Here is a 21,954-nt window from a genome sequence, read left to right on the forward strand (position 1 = left end):
CGTTTATCTCCTTTGTCAGCGATTGTGAGCCCTGTTGTTCCGGGCATAGGCTGCGGCAGCGGCACCAGCGAGCCTTCCAAAGACGGAGCCTGACATCAACCCGGATCCGCCGGGGTAGTTTTCATAAAAGATGCCGCCGATCATTTCTCCTGCTGCAAACAGACCTTGAATCGGCGTCTTATCTTTCGATAGAACCTCTCCCGTCGGAGCAGCGTGGATACCTCCAAAAGAAAAAGTAATGCCGCAGGTAATTGGATAAGCATAAAATGGTCCTTCTTCCAGGCGAAGAGCCCAGTTACTTTTTGGCGGGGTGATGCCAGTTGTTCCCTTGCCATCCTTTTCATTCGGATAGTATTCTCCATCCTGCACGGCAGCGTTGTATTCTTTGATGGTTTGCAGAAATGACTCTTTATTAATTGTGAGAAGCTCCGCCAGCTCTTCCAGGGAGTCCGCCTGAAAAAAAGTAGCTTCTTCTCTGTTGTATTCTTCACGAAGCATCGGCCGCACCTGGTTGTCGAAAAGCTGGTAGGCCATTGCCCCCGGCTGTTTCAATACTTCACGCCCGTACTTCGCATACGTGTAATTTCGAAAATCAGCTCCTTCATCCACGAAGCGCGCGCCGTCCCGGTTTACCATAATACCAAGCGGATACGAATGCTTTTTAAATATATCACCCGGCTTCGTGAAATCACCGACCTTCGGGGCGTTGTAGTCAGTGCCGATGGAATGGCAGCCGCTCCAGTCCCCGTAAGGCTCGGCACCGGCCTCCATTGCCATCGATAAGCCGTCTCCTGTATTGAATTCGGTTCCGCGGACGATCGCTGCATTCCACTCAGAGCCAATATGCTCTGACCGCATTTTTTTATTAGCTTCAAAGCCGCCGCAGGCGAGTACGACACTTTCAGTTTTTACCGTAAGCACTCTTTCGTGTTGTTCAACTTCAATTCCGGAAACTCGTCCTTCCTCCTGATGAATCCTCACAGCGCGGGACTCGTACCAGATGTCAATGCCGAGCTCTGCTGCCCGTTCATTTAATTTTTCAATCAGGCCGACGCCGATGTTTTCTGTTTTAACGGGGAGGCCGCCCCAGAAATGATTTTTTCCATTTTTCTTAAAGGATTGATTTGCGTAGTTTAGAGTAAAGGTAATGCCGTGGCTGTGCATCCAGGAGATAGTGGAAAACGATTCATTTACAAGCTGTCCGGCAAGCTCTGGATCACTTTTATCTCTTGTTACCCTCATAATATCGTTGTAGTAATTCTCTTCCTTGTATTCCGGCATTACAATTTCACTTGCTTCTGCATCAGTTATCTCCGGAATAACCTTTCTGATATCTTCAAGCCCGCGGTACGCAAACCGTATCGCTCCATCTGTAAAATAGGAATTGCCTCCACGTTTATGGCGCGGGGCACGTTCAAGCACTAATACCTGAAGTCCGGATTCCTTTGCTGAAATGGCTGCGCATAAGGCGGCGTTCCCTGCACCGGCAACAACAACATCATAGTAAATTATATCAGCTGACATTTATCTATTCCTCCATTCATTTAGTGGTGTTTTGCACGGGATACGGAGGCTGGGAGTGGATCTTCCAGCACCTGGGCAGGCACGTAGGCAAACCCATCCATCAGCCGGCGCGAGGTTCTGGCCACTGCAGAACGGGTGATGTGATACTCCCCGCTGTGGTATTCAACTGTTATGCTAAAATCCATCTTTCCAGTCGGGTGGCCGATCGTGATATTTCCCCAGCCGCGGTAGGCGCTGATCTCATGAACCACCGTGCCAGGAATTAACGCTGCAGTGGATGTGCAGATTCCACCTGTTACCGCGAAGGCCTTGTGCATTTTCCCCATTGCCATCGCACGCGCTGTAAAATCAATGTCTTCATCAGCTTTACTTCTTTTCTCTAAACCATAGAAAGGAGGGGAGACAAAGATAATTTTCGGAACGGACTGTGAGATCAGCTTTGCTTCCTCTTTTGTTTTCACAAAACCAAGCCTGCAGGCCACGGTCGCACGAATTTCCTCAAGAAGGGCGAGATGGCCGTGATTTGATTCAATCTCCATCGGGGTTTCTCTACCGGTTAAGCCGATATCGACGGCTTTGACAAATGCGGCCGGTGTCGAAGCGTCAACAATGCTGACTTCGATGTCCCGGCCGCTTTCTAATGTAATCACATCTCTTGGGTTACCGGTCGGCAGAATTTTACCGGTGAGCGAGCCCCCGGAATTTACGAAGTTAAGCATGATTCTTGCCCCTGGATTGGGAACTCCCGGAATAAAGGTTTCCCCGGCTGTCAACGATTTTCCGTATTTGACCGGTACTTCCGCCTCGATAATTTTTTTCGTATTCGTGTTATAAATCCGGACAATGGTCAATGGCTCCACCGCCGGGACGAGCCCTTCATCCACTGCATATGGCCCGACCCCTGAAGAAATATTGCCGCAGTTGCTCCTGTAATCAATATGAGGTTTATCGATGGAAACCTGGCCAAACGTATAATCAATGTCCGCGTCAGAGCGGAGGGAAGGCTTAATAATCGCAACCTTGCTCGTCAATGGATCTGCGCCTCCCAGACCATCGATCTGGCGGTGGTCGGGACTTCCATAGATTGATAGAATCACTTTTTCTCTGTGCTGTGGATCTGCTGGGAGCTCATTGTCCATCAGATAGACCCCTTTGCTCGTGCCGCCCCGGATAATTGCTGCTTTAATTCGCTTATAATCTCGCGCCAATGCTGTCACTCCCTTTTTCAAATAATGACAATGGTTGCGGTTACAAAAAATACTACAGTATAATTTTTAATAATTAAAATATTAATAATTTATTAATTATCATAAAAATTATTTATGATCATGCCGCTGAAGTTGCTGTAGTATGGACAGTAATCACACACATGCTGAAAAGAGGAGAAGGCGATGAAAGTACTTATACTTGGAGATTATGAAAATGTACATTCGTCCTCGAGTGCGGCTCTGCGCTTAACGGAAAAAGGGTGGGAGGTGCAGGCCATCACGGAGCCGGTGAAGCCGGCAGATGTTCCAGGACTTGCTTCCGGGACAGACGCCATCGTATTAGTCCGGGAACGGACCGCGCTGCCAGAGGATATAATTGCTCAGCTTTCTCACGTCCGGCTCATTTCCCAGACCGGAAAGGGAACAGCGCACCTGGATCGGGAGGCACTAAACCAGCATCATATTGAACTGACGACTACCCCAGGTGGTTCAGCAGATTCTGTGGTGGAGCTGACGATCGGAATGATGATTGGAGCGGCGAGACAGTTCCCTATCCATCAGGCATCCTTCCAGGAAGGAGAATGGATACAGACCCCTGGCATAGAATTACACGGGAAACAGCTAGGTATTTTAGGTTTCGGTGCGATAGGAAAAAAGGTGGCTGCTGCTGCGCAGGCACTTGGAATGAAAGTAAAGGTGTGGAGGCCGACCGGCACAGACGGTACAGAAAGCAGGGCAGGGGTGGAGGCAGCAGCACTGGAAGAGGTATTGTCCACTTCGGATGTCACCAGCCTGCATATGAGACTGACGCCGGAATGGAAAGGATTTTTACATAGGGGAAACCTCGAGCTGATGAAAAAAGAAGCGATTTTTGTCAACACTTCCCGAGGCGCATTTGTGGATGAATATGCTCTTGCAGAGATGTTGGAAAGTGGACGCCTGCGCGGGGCAGGGCTGGATGTTTTTATAGAAGAGCCGCTGCAGAAGAATCCTTTTGCTTCCTGCCAAAACGTTCTGCTGACTCCTCATATCGGCTATATTACAACGGAGGTCCTGAAGCGGTTTGCAGAAAACGCACTTACGAATGTGGAAAACTATTTTGAAAGCTGAAGCAAAAAGGAGGCGCGGGTGTCATAGTCCCGGCCTCCATAAAATTTACCACCCCAGCAGGTTGTCCGGCCAATATAAGTTCATATACATACTGAATACATTGACCGCGACTAGGACAAATGCAGTAGTGGCGGCGGTTTTCCACAGCTTTATTTTTGATTCATAATACAGAAAAGCACCTAGAAAAACAGCTGTTGCTGCCATTAAGCCTGCAATATAAATTAGCAGCACGTAACCAAGCAGCCAGCAGGTATATATTAAGGGCCGTCTCCAGCGCAGCACTTCTCTGTCACCCTCTTGTTTTTTTGCCTTTCTCCAATTCTTGATCTGTATCAGGGTGTACAAAAAACAGAAAAGGGCGCCGATGATCGAGATATAAAAAGGGAAATACTTTGCAAGCCGGGTAAATTCATTAGCCGTCCACGCCGTGTATATAAACACAATCATCAGGAAGGCGGAAAATAAGATGGAAGCGAATTTTTTATCCATTGCTGTTCCCCCTGTCGTTTCTTTCGATTGTACTGCTGAATTTTTTCACGATAACCCCTCCAAACAAGAGCAGTCCAATGAGGACCCACAGCACGATGACCAATGGATTTAACAGCCACGTCCATTCATATCTTTCGACCGAAAGCCAGAGATAGCGCTCAGCAGATAACGATAATACAAACCCGATCAACAGCGGTGCGCGAGGCCAGTCAAGGCTTTCCATCACTAGACCGAGCAGCCCGATCCCCAGAAATATCAAAATATCTCCCCACGCATAGGAGCTTTGGTAGGCTCCGAGTACGATAATTATGATTAAAAAGGGAATCAGCTTATTGGCAGGAATAAAGCTTAAGCTTGAAATTGGTTTCGTTAAAAGGATACAAAGCAGTACGCCTACCACGTTTGCGAGCACTAAGGTCCAAATGATGGATAGAGTGACGGAGAGGTCAGAGGTAAGCATGGTCGGCCCCGCCTGCAGCCCCATGAGAGTCAATCCGCCAAGCAGAACAGCCGTCGTACCGCTCCCGGGAATACCAAACAGTAAAGCAGGAATTAATGATCCGCCTTCCTTCGCATTATTTGCGCTTTCAGGGGCAATCACTCCACGTATATCTCCTTCTCCAAAATGATTGTCCCGTACGGTTTTTTTACCGACCCCGTAGCTGATCCAGTCGACGACACTGCCGCCCAGACCTGGAATAAACCCGATAACGGCACCGAGCACGGCGCTGCGCAATACGAGCCACTTATTGTGAATGGCATCAGTAACACCCTTAAGTACGCCTCTTTGAAGCGGGGGCGCATCCGAAATGCTTTTCTGGCCGCTCAGCATATTAATTAACGCCGGAAAAGCAAACAATCCGAGGGCAAGTGCGGCCAATGGAATGCCATTGGATAAATACGTTGATTCGAAGGTGAAGCGATACTGTGCGACAGCAGGAGCACTTCCAACGGTGCCGATCATCATGCCGAGAATTCCTGATATCAGCCCTTTTAACGGAGAATTTCCCGCTAAAATACCGACCATGCTTAACCCGAGCAGCGCCAGCATAAATAATTCCGGAGAGCCGAACGCAAGAATCAATGGCCGTGCAATCGGAATTGTGAGGTATAAAGCAATGCCTCCAATAACCCCGCCAATCATGGAACAAAAGAAGGCGGCGCCGAGAGCCCGCGACGCCTGCCCTTTTTTTGCCAGCGGATGGCCATCCATAATCGTTGCCTGGGAACCGGATGTGCCTGGAATACCAAGTAGAACGGCGGGAAAAGTATCTCCAGTGTGAACGACGGCCACCATACCAATCAACAAAGCCATCCCTGTGTACGTGTCCATCCCAAATACGAATGGGAGAAGCAGGGACATTCCCACGGTGCCGCTTAACCCCGGCAGGAGCCCAACCGTAAGGCCAATGAATATCCCTAGAAACATGAATGCAATCCGGGACGGGTCGAGTAATATCACTAATGCTTCTATCGCTGCTTCTATCATGCCAGACTCCTCCTTATCTCATTATTAAAGTTCAGAAACGTCGGTATCATATTCCTCCTTCAAATACTGCTGTACCCATTCAATCACGTCATCATTTGTATCTGTCATGTTATCAACCAGTGATTCCAGCTCTTCTTTTTCAAATGGCTCGTAATTTTCTAATACCTCGGCACCTTCTTCTAGAAATTGATCATCTTCGATCATTTCCTCAACCGATGCTTCCAATGATTCATGAGAAGCATCCGGAGCATCTTCATGAACCCATATAATTTTCTGTATAGTATAGGAAGCGCTTACAAAATCGAGGTAGGAATCCCACTCAATACCTGAAGGCGATTCTCCGTGTATTTCTTCATATACTTCCTGCAGGGTAGGAATATCTGGAAAAGCAGGATCGCGTTCGAGCTCGCCCTTATCATTGACCTGCCCAAACGTAAACAGTGGAACGGCATCTCCTGATTCCACCATTGGTTCCACACTTTCCGTGTAAGCAGAGGTGGTCTGATAATCGATGTTGCTTTCTCCCTGCTCAAAGGCTACCCGGGATGGTCCACGTCCTTCATAGCCCATTACGGCATCTACATCAAGATCAAGAACTTCAAACGCCAAAAGCGTAACCAAATCCAGTCCGCTTGCACTAATACCCGCATAGGTGAGCTCTTCTTCGACATTTTCAAGGTCGCCCGGTTCTTCAATTCCGGTGGAAGGGGAGGTATACACAACGCCCCCGGTCGGAAATCCGAGCACAGGCTTTAATTTAGAAAGGTCGTATTCCACTGATTCCTGTTCGAGCAGGAATGGAATATGCGTAGATCCGCTTGTGGCGAGAAGGTTATAGCCATCTGCGTCCATCGCATTTGCGTACTCGTTCGTTCCTGTTATGCTTCCCCCTCCAGGGATATTTTTCGGCTGTACATCCGGCTCACCGGCTAAGTGTTTTCCAAAGTATGGCCCGGCAAATCGTCCGAATACGTCCGTTCCTCCGCCTGTGTCATAAGGAATGACTATGGAGACGTCCTGATCCTGGTAAAAGGTGTCGGCATCTGCCGATTCTCCTTCGGATGATTGGGTGTTGCACCCTGCAAGTCCGATCACTGAAGCCAAAGTAAATATCGACATCGTTTTGTATTTTTTCATTCGACTAATCCCCTCTCTTGTTTTGAATAATCAATCTTTTCGAAATAATTGATCTTACCGTTAAGCTTAAGTGAGCAATAATGATAAGTAAAATAATTATTTTTTATTTAATTTTATAAATAATTTTTATGATTTTTTCAAAAGATTCTCTCTGGTGAGTGAGTGTATTCAATATAAAACAAGTTCATCGCTTATTAAATCAGCGATGATTTTGGAAATAAGCCTGCAAAAATTCCGTGAACACGTTTACGACGGTCAGGTTTAAGGCGCGTTCATCATAAACGAGCCATGTTTTTCTAGGTTTGGCGCCTGTTTCCTTAAAAAACAACTGATCGGAGTCCCGCAGGCCAATGCTTGGAATAATCGCAAATCCAAGACCGTTTTTCACCATTTCCTTGCATGTTTCCAGACGGTCTACCTCCATCATCACGAGCGGAGGCTGATTGAATTGCGTTTTCCACCAATCATCAATTGATTTTCGTAATCCTAAATCGGTTTTGTAGCTGATCATAGGAAGCTTTACGAGCTCTTCTATCTCTACCGGACTGCTGGAGATCACACAAATATTTTCTTCACTAAGTAAGTGCTTCGTCCCGTGCCAGGCAATGTCGCCGCGGACGATTCCGACATGAACATCAGATTGATCCATTAACTCCATAATGTCAGAGCTTAGACCGGTATTTACATTAATCTGCACCTGCGGATATTCATTCAAAAATTCTTTTAAAATGGAGGGAAGCCGGTACAGGGCGAAATGGCCGGAGGTACCAACACGAAGGTTTCCCTGAATATTGCTGCCCATATTTAATAATTCATCTTTTGTCCTCTGCAGCTCATGAATCATAGTCCTAGCATACTTTAGTAAATGTTCTCCCTCCGAAGTAAACTCGAGTCCTTTTTTCTCCCGCAATATCAACTTTGCCCCGAATTCTTTCTCCAGATGATTGAGGCGGTACGTTAAGGCAGGCTGCGAAATAAACAGCTTTTGTGCGGATCTTGTCATGTTTTTTTCTTCATACAGAACTTTTAACAAGGTCCAATCCTGCTCGTTCATAATTTTTATTACCTTCCTTTCATTAATATTATTTATCGATGAAGACCGATATACGATTACAATTTTATCATATAGGGTTTGCAGTAATGGAATAAGTGAATCATTAATATCAACTGCGGCTGGAAGAGTAATTCAAAAGAAGTGAGGGGAAGAAATCGTGTTATTTCCTGGGGAATAATGTCGTTTGATAGTAGAAAAAATAAAAAAACTTGGCTTCAAGCCAAGTTAGGCTGTTGAGAAAGTCTTCTTAATAACCTCTATTAAAAAATAAAATATATTAGGTTGTTATTTATTCATAAAGAACCCACGCTGCAAAAAGCGTGGGTTTCTCGACGTCCTGAGTATAGCGATTAGACAAGTTTTTTTAGACAGTGTTTACTACTTAATTCTTTGGTTGTAGCGTTCCGCCTGCTTATAAGCATCTATCATGCCGTAGATCCATACAATTGGATAAAAAATGAATCCGATTAGAACGACGAACAAAAAAGCGTTAATTCCCTGAATAATCATGAGGATGATGCCTTTGAGGATCTGGCCGTTATAAATTTGGCCGAGTCCGCTCCAAATGGCACTCAGTACAGCGGCAACTCCTGCACTTTTTTGAGGCTGTGATGGCAAAATGAGTTCCTCCCTAATTCAATCTACAAAGTGGTCTGTTCCACATGCTGTCTTAACAATGGAGACAGAGCCTGCTCAACAGATTGATATGTTTTTACATTCGGAATACGAACATCACTATTGACTAGTGTCTGAACAATTTCCGGACGCAGTCCTGAGATTACTGTTTCGATTCCAAGAAAAGAAATGATTTTTTGTATGTCGTGAATATAAGATATGTTCGTCCGATCAATCGTATGAACCCCGGAGAGGTCTATAATCACGTAGTTTATATCGCTGCGGCTGTGAATATCTTCTGTGACACTCGACATGATGTGAGAAGCTTTATCCTGATCAAGCACCCCTGTAATCGGCAGGATGATAGTGTCTTTCCATAATGGCACAATCGGCGTTGATGAAGCCAGAACTTCTTTTTTCTTTTTGGATATCTCTTCCTCTAAGAGAATGCGGTCCGAAATATCGGTGGCAACGCAGATGATGGTGGACGATTCATCCTCCCATCTGAGCTTGCATTCATATGTACTTCCAAACAGTTCCGTACGATAAGTAGCCTCTTGAGTAGATAGTGTTTTTTTGTGAAAAAAAGTGTTGCGGCCATGCGCCCCTTCATCTGTAAATTCCGCGATGCTTTTTCCTATCAGCTTTTCTCTTTCCAGATTCCAGGCTGTTAAAAGCTCCCCTTGAATGTCTTTTAACACGAGGTTTTCATCTGCGATCCAAATTATACCAGGTATAAAATGAAGATGTTTTTCGATTGCAAAATTGGTTTGATTCATAAATGAGAGACCCCTCTTCTTTCATTAACGAGTTTCAAAAACGAGTTTCAAATTTTTCACGAAAATTTAATACCCGACTTTGGTAATCAATAAACCTGTTTTTTGAATTAAGTGAATCAAATTCACAACAAAAAATGAGAATATTAAAATTAACATTCTCTTTGTCATTCTATTCTCGCTTCAGGCTCCGTGGGCTTTGCCTCAGCCGCCTCAGCAGCAAAAAAGCTTCCTACGGAATTTTCAGCTGTTGCTTTTCCGCGATGCACCGGACGTGCTAGTGTCGATTAAAACCGGCCACAGGACGTGGCCGGTTTTAATCGACCTGGAGTCGTCGCCTTACGCTATAATTGAAAATTGATGTAGTAATTCTTCCTAATTTTAACAAAGTTTGATCGGAAAATATAATATTTCTTTTTACAAAAAAGAAGGCTGGTTAGCTGAGGCCACTGAAAAACTGAAGGTCTTTGAAAAGAGAATTTTAATAAAGCGGTCTGTGTGGAATTTAATTTCCATACAGACCGCTTTTCGTTTGTTGATTCCACGATAAGCGATTCGCGAGAAGAATCCACAACAAACGTTAACAGCTCTTTCAAATTAGAAAGGACTTTTTCAGTGACCTCGGTTAGCTTCCAGCCTTCTTATCAGTTTAAGAATCAAGCGGAATCGTCCAGCCGAGAGGGTCTTCTTTCTTCCCGGTCTGGATACCGGCAATCGTCTCATAGAGCTTAAGTGAAAGCTTGCCCGTTTCATTGTTATTCACCGTAAATTCTTCATTTTGCCATTGCAGAGTGCCGACAGGGGAAATGACCGCAGCAGTGCCGGTTCCGAAGACTTCCTCGAGCGATCCATTTTGCTGAGACTGATATACTTCTTCCATTGTAATACGTCGTTCTTCTACGTCAAAATTCCAATAACGCAGCAGTTCAATGACAGAATCACGGGTAATACCGTCAAGAATGCTCCCATTTAAAGCCGGGGTAATAATTTTCCCGTTAATTTTAAAGAAAATATTCATGCTGCCGACTTCTTCGATATATTTTTTTTCCATCGCATCAAGCCAGAGTACCTGATCAAAGCCTAGTTCATTTGCTTTCGTCTGTGCTTTGAGGCTGGCTGCATAGTTGCCGGCTGTTTTGGTAAAGCCGACCCCGCCTTTCACAGAGCGGACAAATTCATCTTCTACGTAAATTTTTACCGGGCTCATTTGATCAGCGTTAGAGTAGTAGGCTCCGACCGGTGAAAGGATAATCATGAGCTTATACTCCCCGGACGGTTTGACACTGAGGCCCGGCTCGGTAGCGATGATGAACGGGCGAATATAAAGCGACTGCCCCTCGGTAGACGGAATCCAGTCCCGGTCGATATGTAAAAGCTGCTTTAAAGAGTCGACCATAAAATCAACGTCGACCTCTGGAATATTCATTCTCTCATTGGAAATATTGAGACGGCGGAAATTTTTGTCCGGCCGGAAAAGAAGCACACCTTTTTCTGAATGATACGCCTTCAGTCCTTCAAATACAGCCTGTCCATAATGAAAGACGAGGGAGGACGGATCCAGTGTCAACGGTTCGTAAGTAGTGATCCGTGGATCGTACCAGCCTTTTTCAGCGCTGTAATCCATAATAAACATATGGTCGGTGAAATGCTTTCCGAAGCTGAGGTTATTGTAATCAGGTTTTTCCTTTTTCTTTTTTGTTTTGTGAATCGTCAATTGAAGTGACACACAGCAACCCTCTTTTCTGTCATAAGATCTTCATTACATTCAGTGTACGCTAATTGCTTTTATTTTTCAGCAAAAAAAAAGATCGGCCTCCCTTATAAGGGAAGTGCCGGTCTTTTGCGGAGGACATCGACAGTTCGTTCATTTAATTTCAGAAGAGGGCAGCGGATGCAGCGGCTCTCAATCCCCGTACAAGTAACAGAGCAGTCCATCAGGCCATCTTCGATGATTATGGAAAATTCCTGGTTTACATAACTGCCTGAAACGGAACAAAATTTGATATGTCGAGAAAGAGAATAATGCATAGCTTCAACTCCTTGTTAATATTTGTATATACCCAGCACTTTAGAATGGCAAACGGAAAATAAGAGGTTTTATGACCAGGTAAAAAAGGTATATCATAAACTAGCAGATTAAATGGCAGGCCTTCCCATAACAGTATAGGAAAGGGGGGAGGAGCAGTGCAGACACGATTTGTCCTTATTGTCATTGTCTTCATTACAACTGCAGTAACTGCAGGATGTACTGCTTCAGCAACCCCGTCGTTGATTAAGGATATAAATGAGGATAAAGCGTTCTTGCTGTTCTCCAATGACGAAGATTTATTAATGGATCAGCCCTATTATAATGCGCTCCTCCAGGCTGTAAATGAATGCAGGGAAAAAATTGGAGTAGAGATTGTATCCTCAGAAGAATCTGCCATAGTGGATTACCTCCAAGTAAAAGAATTTCCGACTCTTTTTCTTGTTGAAAACCAGCAGACTACTGAAAAATACACAGGGACTGGGGAGAAAGAAGACATTTCCGCTTTTATCGCAGAGAATGTTTCTTGTGAAGTCGATTAGAAAGGATGAAAGAATTTGGAAAAATACCTAATTATCGCTGTCGATCAGGATGGCAATGAAGTAGGCCTCGAATCTTACACCGAGAATCCGTCAAAACCGGAAATTCTCTTTGACACAAAGGCTCAGGCAAGAGCGTTTTATGATGTAGTGAAAACAGATCTTGCACCCTGCTCCGTGAAAATGCTTCAGGTAAAAACAGCAACAGCATAGCTTTTGCAATCATACCAATAGTATCGTTGAACTGCTCCTTCCAGAGGGGGCAGCTTTTTTTGCGGTGCCATCCGGCAAAGATGGAGATGAAAAAATAACCAGGAGAAAAGACTTATTTTTTGTGTGAGTTTCAAAGAAAAAGACACCGCACTTTCCTCACAAACTATTTCGAGTATAAACATTTCTAATAAAACATATTGGAAATGTAAGGATAAACAAAAACTCCCATATTGACAGGTGGTTCAACTTTCAATGACAATAGAAAACCTTGTTTGTAAGGAATTTTACAGGAATAATGACACATGAATAATGATTCATTTATTGATTTTTGAATATACAGACATTTGTGAAATTTTTATTGAATAATAGTTTTATCTTTGTAATAATAAAAATGCACGGGCAGCTAAAATGAGGCAGGAAGGGGATAACCTTGTCGGGCCATGTATTAGATGTGAAAAACTTAAAGACATATTTTTCCTCCAGAGATGGAGATATTCCAGCAGTTGATGGCGTTGATTTTTATGTTGATGCCGGAGAAGTGCTTGGAATCGTAGGAGAATCGGGCTGTGGAAAAAGTGTTACTTCCTTATCCGTTATGGGACTTGTACCATCCCCACCGGGAAGAATTGCCGGGGGAGAGATTCTCTTTAATGGGGAAGATCTGACGAAAGCTAAGGAAAAAAGAATGCGGAAGATCCGCGGGAATGACATTGCAATGATTTTCCAGGAGCCGATGACATCCTTAAATCCAGTATTTAAAATAGGGGATCAATTAATAGAAGGCATACGATTACATAATAAAGGATCAAAAAAAGAAGCCGCCGGCCGTGCAAAGAAAATGCTGACACTTGTTGGTTTATCGAGAGTGGACGATCTAATGAACAGTTACCCGCATCAACTGTCCGGGGGAATGAGGCAGCGTGTCATGATTGCAATTGCAATGGCCTGTGATCCGAAGCTTTTAATTGCCGATGAACCGACTACCGCGCTTGATGTAACAATACAAAAACAGATACTTAATTTGATGAAACGTTTAAATAATGAAATGGATACCGCGATTATGCTGATCACCCATGATCTCGGAGTGGTCGCGGAAATGTGTGATAGAGTAGCCGTCATGTACGCGGGTAAGGTTGTAGAGGAGGGCAGCGTCCGTGCTATTTTCAAGGACCCAAAGCATCCTTATACGCAGGGTCTGATTGATTCAGTACCGGACATGCGGGAAAAAAAAGAGCGGCTCTATTCGATTCCGGGGAATGTTCCTAAACCTGGTTCCATTAAAGAGGGCTGTCCTTTTGCTCCCCGCTGTGAGCACGCCTATGATCGCTGCGTGGAAGAGACACCCGTTCTTCTCCCTGCTGAAAATGGTCAGAAGGTCCGCTGCTGGCTGTATCACGACGAAAAGAGGGGGTCCGCATGACGACAGATTATTTACTGGAAGTCCGTGATTTAAAAAAACATTTCTCGTCGGGCGGTAAGCTGATCAACCGGACAGCCCCGTCTGTAAAAGCAGTGGACGGCGTTTCTTTCTCTATTTCAAGCGGGGAAACTCTGGGCCTTGTCGGCGAATCCGGCTGTGGAAAATCAACGACAGGCCGAATGCTGATGCGGTTGATTAATCCGACAGCTGGATCCATTCATTTCCAAGGAAAAGAGCTCGCCTCTCTTTCGTTGAATGATATGCGCCTGATGCGTAAAGATATTCAAATGATTTTTCAGGATCCGTACGCCTCCCTGAACCCGCGCCAGCGAGTGGGACGCATTATTGAAGAGCCTATGATCGTCCATGGCATGGGGGATAAATCATACAGAAAAAAACGAGTGCAGGAGCTGCTCGAAGTGGTAGGATTGAACAGTTACCATGCTAAACGCTATCCTCATCAATTCAGCGGAGGGCAGCGTCAGCGTATCGGGATTGCCCGAGCGCTTGCGGTTGAGCCCAAGCTCATTATTGCGGACGAGCCTGTCTCAGCGCTTGACGTTTCCATTCAGTCCCAGGTGCTGAATCTGCTCGAGGATTTACAGTCCGAATTTGATTTAACCTTTCTTTTCATCGCTCATGATCTTAGTGTTGTCCGCCACATTAGTGACAGGGTCGGAGTGATGTATCTTGGCCGGATTGTCGAAATGGCCGACCGGGATGCTTTATATGAGGAGCCGCTGCATCCTTACACGCAGGCGCTGCTTTCCTCTGTACCTGTACCGGATCCCGAATATCAACAGGAGCAGATAGAACTTAGCGGGGATGTGCCAAATCCAGCTGATCCACCTTCCGGCTGCCCGTTTCATACGAGATGTCCGCATGTGATGGATGTCTGCAGATCTGTCGTGCCGGAATATAAGGAAGAAAAAGCAGGTCATAACGTCGCGTGTCATTTATACGACGATAAACATATGGCAATGTAACACTATTTATTAAGGGGGAAACGTAATGAAAAGGAACTTACTTAGTCTTTTGATGGCCATGGTGGCTGTATTATTGATTGCAGCCTGTTCGTCTGAAGAATCAGGGGGAGAAGGAGACGGCCGCGACGGTAGTGAATCCGGCGGTGGAGATACTCAGGATACACTTGTCTTTGCGCGTGGGGCTGACGCTACATCGCTCGATCCAGCTACAGAAACTGATGGGGAAACGTTTTATGTAACCCAGCAGATTTATGATACTTTGATTCGATATGAGGATGGATCTACGGAACTTGAACCGTCCCTTGCCACAGAATGGGAAGCAAACGAAGAGGGGGATGAATTTACCCTGCAGCTCCGCGAAGGTGTTACTTTTCATGATGGAGCTGAGTTTAATGCAGAAGCGGTCGTTGCAAACGTCGAACGCTGGATGAGCTCGGAGGACTACGTTTATTATGGATCGATGTTCGGGGGCTATGAAGATAGTGAAGATAATATTATAGAATCCGTTGAGGCGACCGGTGATTACGAGGTTACCTTCAGCCTGCGCGATTCATCTGCTCCATTTTTGAAAAACCTGGCCATGTCGCCATTTGCAATCGCAAGCCCGGATTCCTTTGATACTCTCGGGGAAGAACCGGCAGGCACTGGTCCGTTTACATTAAGTGACTGGAGCCGCAATGATTCGATCACGCTTGAAAAAAATGAAGAATATTGGGAAGATGGCAAGCCTTATTTGAATCGAGTTATTTTCCAGGTTATCCCTGATAATTCATCGAGACTGACTGCCCTTCAGAATGGAGAAGTAGACTTAATCGACGGGGTGAATCCTTCTGATCAGGACCAAATTGAAGGAGACGAAAACCTGGAAGCATTTATGCGGCCGCCGCTGAATGTAGCATATATGCCGATGAATAATGAAGAAGAACCATTTGATGAGCCGCTTGTCCGCCGGGCATTCAATCATGCTATTGATAAACAGGCATTGATTGACGGTTTTTATGAAGGTAATGCGGAGCCGGCCAAAAATATGCTTCCACCGACTATCGCCGGCTACAACGATGAAGTAGAAGGATATGAATACGATCCTGAAGCAGCGATTGATTTACTCGAAGAAGCAGGCTATGAAGAAGGAGAATTGACGATAGATCTGTGGACAATGGACAATCCGCGTCCTTATATGCCGGCTCCTCAGAAAATTGCAGAATCCATTCAAAGTGATCTCGATGAAATTGGTGTGACAGCTGAAATTAAAACAATGGACTGGTCCTCCTATCTTGAAGCGGCACAAAATGGTGAAATGCCTGCTTTCCTGATCGGCTGGATCGGGGATAACGGGGATGCTGATAATTTCCTTTATACCCTGCTTGGAACAGGCAGCGGAAACAACTATTCTAATTATTCAAATGAAGAGGTAGATGCAGTGCTGCGGGAAGCACAGGCGGAAACGGATGAAGAAGTCCGGGAAGAGCTGTACATGGAAGCTCAGGAGCTTCTCAATGAAGACGCGCCAACAGTACCACTTGTACACTACGAATCTATTTTGGCCGGCGTCGGCACTTTAGACGGGCACACACCGGCTCCTACCGGTTCTGAAAGCTTCACGGACGTGCAGTTTACAGAATAATCCATGGGCGGGGAGGCGGCTGCTTCCCTGCCTTCATTATTGTGAGGTGACTAACTTGTGCTCAACTATACCCTGCGTCGTTTAGGTTCACTCATTCCTGTGCTGATCGGGATGTCAATCATCGTGTTTTTTATTATCCGGGCTATTCCCGGCGATCCGGCTCAAACCATTCTCGGGGATAAAGCATCGGCAGCTGCCGTGGAAAATCTCCGCGAAGAGCTCGGCTTAAACGACCATATTATAATTCAATATTTCAGCTACATGGGAGACCTTCTTACTGGAGATCTCGGAACGTCCATCCGAACCGACTCATCCATCAGCGCTGATATTTGGCCTTATTTAGCAGCCACCATAGAACTTGCTTTCGTGGCACTTCTTATTGCGGTAATTGTTGGTGTTAATGCAGGAATTCTCAGCGCCTGGTTTCAGAATTCCATTTTTGATTATACAGCTATGGTCATTGCTCTGATCGGTGTATCCATGCCGGTGTTCTGGCTTGGGTTAATGGAGCAGTGGATATTTGCACTCGAATTAAACTGGCTGCCGTCTATCGGTCGTGACTCCGTTCGGAATCCAGTAGAGCCGATTACCCACTTATACTTAATAGATACCCTCCTGCAGGGAAATATGGAATTATTTATCGAAACAATTCGACATATTCTTCTTCCGGGTATTGCGCTTGGCACGATCCCTATGGCAATAATTGCAAGAATGACGAGATCAAGCATGCTCGAGGTGATGCGTTCCGATTATATCCGGACCGTCCGGGCAAAAGGGCAAAAAATGTTTGTAGTTGTGTATAAGCACGCGTTGAAAAACGCCTTTATCCCGGTACTAACGGTAATCGGGCTTCAAACCGGGCTGCTGCTCGGCGGGGCCATATTGACCGAGACTATCTTCAGCTGGCCAGGTATTGGTCGGTATGTCTATGAATCTATTCAATACCGGGATTATCCGGTTATTCAAGCCGGAATCCTTGTTATCGCGACTATTTTTGTGCTGGTCAACTTAGTGGTGGACCTGCTCTATGCTGCATTTGATCCTAGAATTAAATATTAATTAATCGTTTAAAAGGGGGGACCCCTCATGCCCGAACCGGCAAAAGAAGTAAATCCTGCACCGATCGAGGTGTCTGCCGATGATGGAGACGGCTCTATTCTTAAAGAAACATGGCATGGTTTTAAGAAGAATAAGCTCGCTCTCGTCGGATTTGGAATCGTACTGTTCTTTATTATTTTAGCAGTTCTTTCCAACATCATTGCGCCGGAAGGAATAAATGAACAAAAATCGGCAGACCGCCTGCTGGCTCCATCTGCTGAATACTGGATGGGCACCGATGACTTTGGCCGCGATATCTTCAGCCGTATTCTGCACGGTGCCAGGCTTTCACTTACAGTTGGATTCTTTGCAGTAGCAGGATCTGTTATCATCGGTACATTCTTTGGGATTATTGCGGGCTACTATGGACGTTGGATCGACAGTATCATTTCCCGGATGTTTGATATCCTGCTTGCCTTTCCGAGTATTTTGCTTGCGATTGCTATTGTAGCCGTGCTGGGACCATCTCTTCAGAACGCACTTATAGCAATTGGGATCATAAATGTTCCTACCTTTGGCAGGCTTGTGCGCTCAAAGGTACTTGGATTAAAACAGGAGGAATACATTCAGGCAGCACACTCTGTCGGAATGAAGGACCGTAGAATTCTCACCTTTCATATTCTGCCGAATTCACTGGCACCGATCATTGTTCAGGGAACACTATGTGTCGCGACGGCCATTCTGGAAGCAGCAGCCCTCGGCTTTCTTGGGCTTGGAGCGCAGGCTCCTTATCCAGAGTGGGGTCGCATGCTGAGTGATTCACGACAATACTTGCAGCAGGCGCCATGGACCGTATTCTTTCCTGGACTGGCCATCATGCTGACAGTCCTCGGCTTTAACTTGATGGGGGATGGGCTGCGGGATGCGCTTGATCCGAAGATGAAAGAATAAAGAATTAAATATGGAAAGAAAAGCTGCCTCGAATTTTTCGGGGCAGCTTTTCTGATGGTAATGGCAGCAGGAAAAATGGATATCGTTTGTCGTGTCGGGAAAAGCAGGACGAGAGGTGGAAATCGGACCGCTTCGGTGGAAACGAGACCCGGAGGCGGGAAACCAGGCGGTGGCGGGGGAAACTTAGCAGGAACAGCGGAAAAAGAAGAGCGCAGCGGTGGAAAGGCAGCGAGGAAACGTGGAAACCGTCCGTCAAAACCGAAAAGCCTCATGTAAGGTGGATATCACTCAGCTGTGGTGGAAAAAGCAGTGCAGCGATCAGCTATGCAGCAATATCCATCCAGCAATCACCTCCAGCATTCCCCTTTCCTAACAAAAGAAACAAAAGCAGACACAATCAAAATTTCTCAAAACTTATTTAACCATTTTTACATAAATTTACGGTACAATAGAAAACATCTTTCGTTTTTCAAAGTTTCCATGGGGAAAGGTTGCTAAACTATGAATATAAATACTGCGGCATCTACGCCTATTTCACGCGGCCGGCGGCTCTGGATGGCAGTTATGCTGGGCTCGCTTGCTGCATTTGGTCCGCTGACCATTGATATGTACTTGCCCAGCTTTCCGGCAATTGCCGACGATCTTGAAACGAGTGCTTCTCTCGTACAATTAAGTTTAACTGCCTGTCTGCTCGGGCTTGCAGGCGGGCAGCTGGTAATCGGCCCGCTCAGTGATGGAAAAGGGCGGCGGGGACCAATGCTTTTCTGCATTTTAATTTACATTATTGCTTCTATATTATGTGCCCTTGCTCCTTCGATCTGGTTATTGATTGCGATGCGTTTCGTTCAGGGTTTTTCGGCATCAGCAGGAATCGTTATTTCTCGTGCGGTGGTGCGTGATATGTATTCTGGGCACGATTTGACGAAATTCTTTGCTCTGCTTATGCTCGTGAACGGGCTTGCCCCTATTCTTGCGCCTGTATCCGGTGGAATTGTGCTTGAAGTGACGACCTGGCACGGGGTGTTTGTGGTTCTGAGTATTATTGGAACAATCATGCTTGCAGCTACGTTTTTTGCATTGCCGGAAACGCTGCCAAAGCAGAATCGTCAGACAATGAATTTGAAAAAAACGATTTTGACTTTCGGCGACCTTGTGAAGGATCGATCGTTTGCGGGCTATGCACTGACGCAGGGACTTGTGATGGCGGGCATCTTTGCGTATGTGTCAGGTACTCCTTTTGTTTATCAGGATATTTATGGAGTATCTGCACAAACCTTCAGCATTCTATTTGGAATGAACGGACTCGGCTTAATCGCAGGAAGCCAGTTGACCGGACGGTATGCTGGACAGATTTCGGAAAAAAAGATGCTGTATGCCGGCCTGCTCCTGTCAAGCGTGTCTGCGGTATTTTTATGTATAATGGCTTGGCTGCAGGCACCGCTGTTGTTTATCGTGCTGCCGATCTTTTTTATCGTTTCGTGTATAGGTGTGATCGGGACGACAAGCTTCTCACTGGCAATGGAAACACAGGGGCACCGGGCCGGAAGTGCTTCTGCGCTTCTTGGATTGCTTCCGTTTGTACTTGGAGCTGCGTCTGCACCGCTGGTCGGCATTAGCGGAGAGTCGACGGCAGTTCCGATGGGTATGGTCATTATGATTTCGAATGTAGGAGCTCTCGCTTCGTACCGGTTTCTCGTGAAAGAGTAAATGGCAGCTGGCCCTTTCTTCTTCCCTGAGCATGACCTGGCAAGCCTTGTGTTCACGTATAAATTCTGCTGATTATGGTGATAATGTTTCCGGATGACTTATACCGGGAGGCAGAAATTCATGGCAGAAGCAGTGTACGAACAAGAACCGAAACAAAAGAGCGTCCTTTGGGACTGGCTGACGACCGTTGATCATAAAAAAATTGCAGTTTTATACTTAGTAGCGGGGACCCTTTTCTTTATTAAAGCTGGTTTAATGGCATTGTTTATGCGGATCCAGCTGATGTATCCTGAAAATGATTTCCTAACCGGCCAGACATATAATGAATTGATGACGATGCATGGAACGATCATGCTTTTTTTGGCTGTTACGCCACTTATTTTTGCATTTATGAATTACATTATTCCGCTTCAGATCGGAGCAAGGGATGTGGCCTTTCCATTTGTCAACGCACTGGGATTTTGGACATTTTTGTTCGGAGGTTTTCTTCTCAGCCTGAGCTGGTTTTTTGGAGGGGCCCCGGACGCAGGATGGACGGCGTATGTTCCTCATTCAGCAAGAGAATATGGCAGCCTCGGAATGGATTTTTATGTGCTCGGTCTCCAGATCTCCGGACTCGGGACACTTGTTTCCGGTATTAACTTTATCGTTACTATTATAAATATGCGTGCGCCGGGGATGACGATGATGAGGATGACTCTTTTCTGCTGGACGAGTCTGGTGGTCTCCATCTTAATTGTGTTTGCCTTCACTCCGCTTGCAGCTGGACTTGCGATGCTTATGCTCGACCGGATTTTTGGGGCTCAGTTTTTCACCATTGATATGGGAGGAAGCGCACTTATTTGGCAGCACATTTTCTGGATTTTCGGCCATCCGGAGGTTTATATTTTAATGCTTCCGGCATTTGGGATTATTTCTGAAGTACTTCCCGCATTTTCAAGAAAACGATTGTTCGGCTATACCGCGATGGTTTTTGCCACTTTGCTTATCGCATTTCTTGGCTTTATGGTCTGGGTTCATCACATGTTTACCGCAGGCATTGGGCCGATTACAAACGCAGTATTTGCCCTTTCCTCGATGGCCATTGCGATTCCGACAGGAGTGAAGGTCTTTAACTGGCTGTTTACAATGTGGGGAGGAAAGGTGACCTTTAACACGTCGATGCTCTGTGCCTCTTCTTTTATTCCCACATTTACACTTGGCGGAGTGACAGGTGTTATGGTTTCTATGGCACCTGTGGATTACTTGTATCACGATACTTATTTTGTGGTAGCCCACTTCCACTACGTATTTATCGGAGGGATCATTCTTGGACTGTTTGCTGGTCTTTATTACTGGTATCCAATTATGTTTGGGCACAAGTTAAATGAAATATTAGGCCAGATCATGTTCTGGCTGATGTTTACGGGACTGCATCTTACCTTTTTTGTGCAGCATATTCTTGGTGTCATTGGAATGCCGCGCCGATATTTCACTTATCTCGACGGGCAGGGGCTGAATGGCTATAATTTCGTTTCTACGATGGGGACGTTTCTGATGACAGCCGCGATCCTGATGCTGTTGATTAATATTATATATTCCGCTTTAAAATCCGAACGGATTACAAATGCCGATCCCTGGGATGCCCGGACACTTGAATGGGCCGTTCCGATTCCTGTTCCGGAGTATAATTTTGCCCAGGTTCCACAGGTCCGTGCGCTTGATCCGCTATTTTATGAAAAAGTTCATGGCGACGGAAAAATGAAGCCGGCAGAGCCTCTCGGAGACATCCATATGCCAAATGGTTCCATTCTGCCGCTGTTGATCGCATTCGGATTATTTATATGGGGATTTGGATTGATGACGCTCAACATTGATGATCTGATTATTAATCCTTTTATCATCATTGGAGCAGGAGTTCTTCTTACTTTCGGTTCGATGCTTGTCCGTTCTATTAAAGAGGATCACGGCTTTCACATCCCCTTAGCGAAAGTGGAGCAGGAAGAAAAAAATAGAACGGACTCGATGTAATCAGATAAGTGTCATAAATTGTGATATAATGCTGACAA

20 protein-coding genes are annotated in these 21,954 nt (G+C 45.7%); 11 read left to right on the forward strand and 9 right to left on the reverse strand.

The features are described 5' to 3' along the window. Positions 1-15 precede the first annotated feature (15 nt). Both tcuA and ACE4RR_RS10490 read right to left on the reverse strand, forming a co-directional pair. Positions 16-1,524, reverse strand: a complete 1,509-nt coding sequence (gene tcuA / locus ACE4RR_RS10485; protein ID WP_375535373.1) for an FAD-dependent tricarballylate dehydrogenase TcuA — start codon at positions 1,522-1,524, stop codon at positions 16-18. 20 nt (positions 1,525-1,544) lie between these two features. Then, on the reverse strand, positions 1,545-2,732 hold the full coding sequence (locus tag ACE4RR_RS10490) for a 2-methylaconitate cis-trans isomerase PrpF family protein (RefSeq protein WP_375535374.1): 1,188 nt from the start codon (positions 2,730-2,732) through the stop codon (positions 1,545-1,547). Positions 2,733-2,915: 183 nt separating this feature from the next. Between ACE4RR_RS10490 and ACE4RR_RS10495 the strand changes: the two genes are divergently transcribed. Beyond that, positions 2,916-3,842 carry an NAD(P)-dependent oxidoreductase gene (locus ACE4RR_RS10495; protein ID WP_375535375.1) on the forward strand — a complete coding sequence of 309 codons (927 nt, stop codon included), beginning with the start codon at positions 2,916-2,918 and terminating at the stop codon, positions 3,840-3,842. Positions 3,843-3,887: 45 nt separating this feature from the next. Here ACE4RR_RS10495 and ACE4RR_RS10500 read toward each other — a convergent pair whose 3' ends face one another. The 7 genes from ACE4RR_RS10500 to ACE4RR_RS10530 all read right to left on the reverse strand — a co-directional run bounded on the left by ACE4RR_RS10500 (position 3,888) and on the right by ACE4RR_RS10530 (position 11,128). Then, complete coding sequence (locus tag ACE4RR_RS10500) at positions 3,888-4,331, reverse strand: tripartite tricarboxylate transporter TctB family protein (protein WP_375535376.1); 444 nt, start codon at positions 4,329-4,331, stop codon at positions 3,888-3,890. Continuing rightward, positions 4,324-5,820, reverse strand: coding sequence for a tripartite tricarboxylate transporter permease (locus ACE4RR_RS10505; RefSeq protein WP_375535377.1), 1,497 nt, complete (start codon positions 5,818-5,820; stop codon positions 4,324-4,326). The genes ACE4RR_RS10500 and ACE4RR_RS10505 overlap by 8 nt, the downstream gene beginning before the upstream one ends. A 24-nt stretch (positions 5,821-5,844) precedes the next feature. Next, entirely contained in the window at positions 5,845-6,957 is a 1,113-nt protein-coding gene (locus tag ACE4RR_RS10510) for a Bug family tripartite tricarboxylate transporter substrate binding protein (protein WP_375535378.1), read from the reverse strand. A 199-nt stretch (positions 6,958-7,156) separates the two neighbouring features. Further along, on the reverse strand, positions 7,157-8,011 hold the full coding sequence (locus ACE4RR_RS10515; RefSeq protein ID WP_375535379.1) for a LysR family transcriptional regulator: 855 nt from the start codon (positions 8,009-8,011) through the stop codon (positions 7,157-7,159). A gap of 378 nt (positions 8,012-8,389) precedes the next feature. Further along, on the reverse strand, positions 8,390-8,629 hold the full coding sequence (locus ACE4RR_RS10520) for a hypothetical protein (protein ID WP_375535380.1): 240 nt from the start codon (positions 8,627-8,629) through the stop codon (positions 8,390-8,392). Between the two features lie 23 nt (positions 8,630-8,652). Further along, a complete protein-coding gene (locus tag ACE4RR_RS10525) occupies positions 8,653-9,405 on the reverse strand; it encodes an STAS domain-containing protein (protein WP_375535381.1) in 753 nt (250 codons plus the stop codon). A gap of 646 nt (positions 9,406-10,051) precedes the next feature. Further along, a complete protein-coding gene (locus ACE4RR_RS10530) occupies positions 10,052-11,128 on the reverse strand; it encodes a branched-chain amino acid aminotransferase (RefSeq protein WP_375535382.1) in 1,077 nt (358 codons plus the stop codon). A 458-nt stretch (positions 11,129-11,586) separates the two neighbouring features. Between ACE4RR_RS10530 and ACE4RR_RS10535 the strand changes: the two genes are divergently transcribed. From ACE4RR_RS10535 to ACE4RR_RS10580, 10 genes are all read left to right on the forward strand, one after another. After that, the gene (locus ACE4RR_RS10535) at positions 11,587-11,970 is read left to right on the forward strand and encodes a thioredoxin domain-containing protein (protein WP_375535383.1); all 384 of its coding nucleotides are present in this window, start codon (positions 11,587-11,589) and stop codon (positions 11,968-11,970) included. A 15-nt stretch (positions 11,971-11,985) separates the two neighbouring features. Then, entirely contained in the window at positions 11,986-12,180 is a 195-nt protein-coding gene (locus ACE4RR_RS10540) for a hypothetical protein (RefSeq protein ID WP_375535384.1), read from the forward strand. 430 nt (positions 12,181-12,610) lie between these two features. Beyond that, positions 12,611-13,600: an ABC transporter ATP-binding protein gene (locus ACE4RR_RS10545; RefSeq protein ID WP_375535385.1), complete on the forward strand. Its 990-nt coding sequence runs from the start codon at positions 12,611-12,613 to the stop codon at positions 13,598-13,600. Next, positions 13,597-14,586, forward strand: a complete 990-nt coding sequence (locus ACE4RR_RS10550) for an ABC transporter ATP-binding protein (protein ID WP_375535386.1) — start codon at positions 13,597-13,599, stop codon at positions 14,584-14,586. The genes ACE4RR_RS10545 and ACE4RR_RS10550 overlap by 4 nt, the downstream gene beginning before the upstream one ends. Positions 14,587-14,611: 25 nt before the next feature. Beyond that, positions 14,612-16,210, forward strand: a complete 1,599-nt coding sequence (locus ACE4RR_RS10555; RefSeq protein WP_375535387.1) for an ABC transporter substrate-binding protein — start codon at positions 14,612-14,614, stop codon at positions 16,208-16,210. Between the two features lie 57 nt (positions 16,211-16,267). Next, positions 16,268-17,269: an ABC transporter permease gene (locus tag ACE4RR_RS10560; protein ID WP_375535388.1), complete on the forward strand. Its 1,002-nt coding sequence runs from the start codon at positions 16,268-16,270 to the stop codon at positions 17,267-17,269. A gap of 27 nt (positions 17,270-17,296) precedes the next feature. Continuing rightward, complete coding sequence (locus ACE4RR_RS10565) at positions 17,297-18,199, forward strand: ABC transporter permease (RefSeq protein ID WP_375535389.1); 903 nt, start codon at positions 17,297-17,299, stop codon at positions 18,197-18,199. Between the two features lie 54 nt (positions 18,200-18,253). Beyond that, positions 18,254-18,475 carry a hypothetical protein gene (locus tag ACE4RR_RS10570; protein ID WP_375535390.1) on the forward strand — a complete coding sequence of 74 codons (222 nt, stop codon included), beginning with the start codon at positions 18,254-18,256 and terminating at the stop codon, positions 18,473-18,475. Between the two features lie 225 nt (positions 18,476-18,700). Further along, positions 18,701-19,906 (forward strand): multidrug effflux MFS transporter, encoded by a 1,206-nt coding sequence (locus ACE4RR_RS10575; RefSeq protein WP_375535391.1) that lies wholly within the window; start codon positions 18,701-18,703, stop codon positions 19,904-19,906. Between the two features lie 120 nt (positions 19,907-20,026). Then, a complete protein-coding gene (locus ACE4RR_RS10580; protein ID WP_375535392.1) occupies positions 20,027-21,916 on the forward strand; it encodes a cytochrome c oxidase subunit I in 1,890 nt (629 codons plus the stop codon). Positions 21,917-21,954: the final 38 nt, after the last annotated feature.

This window comes from Alteribacillus sp. HJP-4 (assembly GCF_042139015.1).
GTDB lineage: Bacteria > Bacillota > Bacilli > Bacillales > Marinococcaceae > JBHIKY01.

Bases quoted from the DNA above. Each gene is read 5' to 3' on its own strand.
- tcuA (WP_375535373.1), bottom strand. From the start codon at position 1,524: ATGTCAGCTGATATAATTTACTATGATGTTGTTGTTGCCGGTGCAGGG.
- ACE4RR_RS10495 (WP_375535375.1), top strand. From the start codon at position 2,916: ATGAAAGTACTTATACTTGGAGATTATGAAAATGTACATTCGTCCTCG.
- ACE4RR_RS10500 (WP_375535376.1), bottom strand. From the start codon at position 4,331: ATGGATAAAAAATTCGCTTCCATCTTATTTTCCGCCTTCCTGATGATT.
- ACE4RR_RS10505 (WP_375535377.1), bottom strand. From the start codon at position 5,820: ATGATAGAAGCAGCGATAGAAGCATTAGTGATATTACTCGACCCGTCC.
- ACE4RR_RS10510 (WP_375535378.1), bottom strand. From the start codon at position 6,957: ATGAAAAAATACAAAACGATGTCGATATTTACTTTGGCTTCAGTGATC.
- ACE4RR_RS10515 (WP_375535379.1), bottom strand. From the start codon at position 8,011: ATGAACGAGCAGGATTGGACCTTGTTAAAAGTTCTGTATGAAGAAAAA.
- ACE4RR_RS10525 (WP_375535381.1), bottom strand. From the start codon at position 9,405: ATGAATCAAACCAATTTTGCAATCGAAAAACATCTTCATTTTATACCT.
- ACE4RR_RS10550 (WP_375535386.1), top strand. From the start codon at position 13,597: ATGACGACAGATTATTTACTGGAAGTCCGTGATTTAAAAAAACATTTC.
- ACE4RR_RS10555 (WP_375535387.1), top strand. From the start codon at position 14,612: ATGAAAAGGAACTTACTTAGTCTTTTGATGGCCATGGTGGCTGTATTA.
- ACE4RR_RS10565 (WP_375535389.1), top strand. From the start codon at position 17,297: ATGCCCGAACCGGCAAAAGAAGTAAATCCTGCACCGATCGAGGTGTCT.
- ACE4RR_RS10570 (WP_375535390.1), top strand. From the start codon at position 18,254: ATGGTAATGGCAGCAGGAAAAATGGATATCGTTTGTCGTGTCGGGAAA.
- ACE4RR_RS10575 (WP_375535391.1), top strand. From the start codon at position 18,701: ATGAATATAAATACTGCGGCATCTACGCCTATTTCACGCGGCCGGCGG.
- ACE4RR_RS10580 (WP_375535392.1), top strand. From the start codon at position 20,027: ATGGCAGAAGCAGTGTACGAACAAGAACCGAAACAAAAGAGCGTCCTT.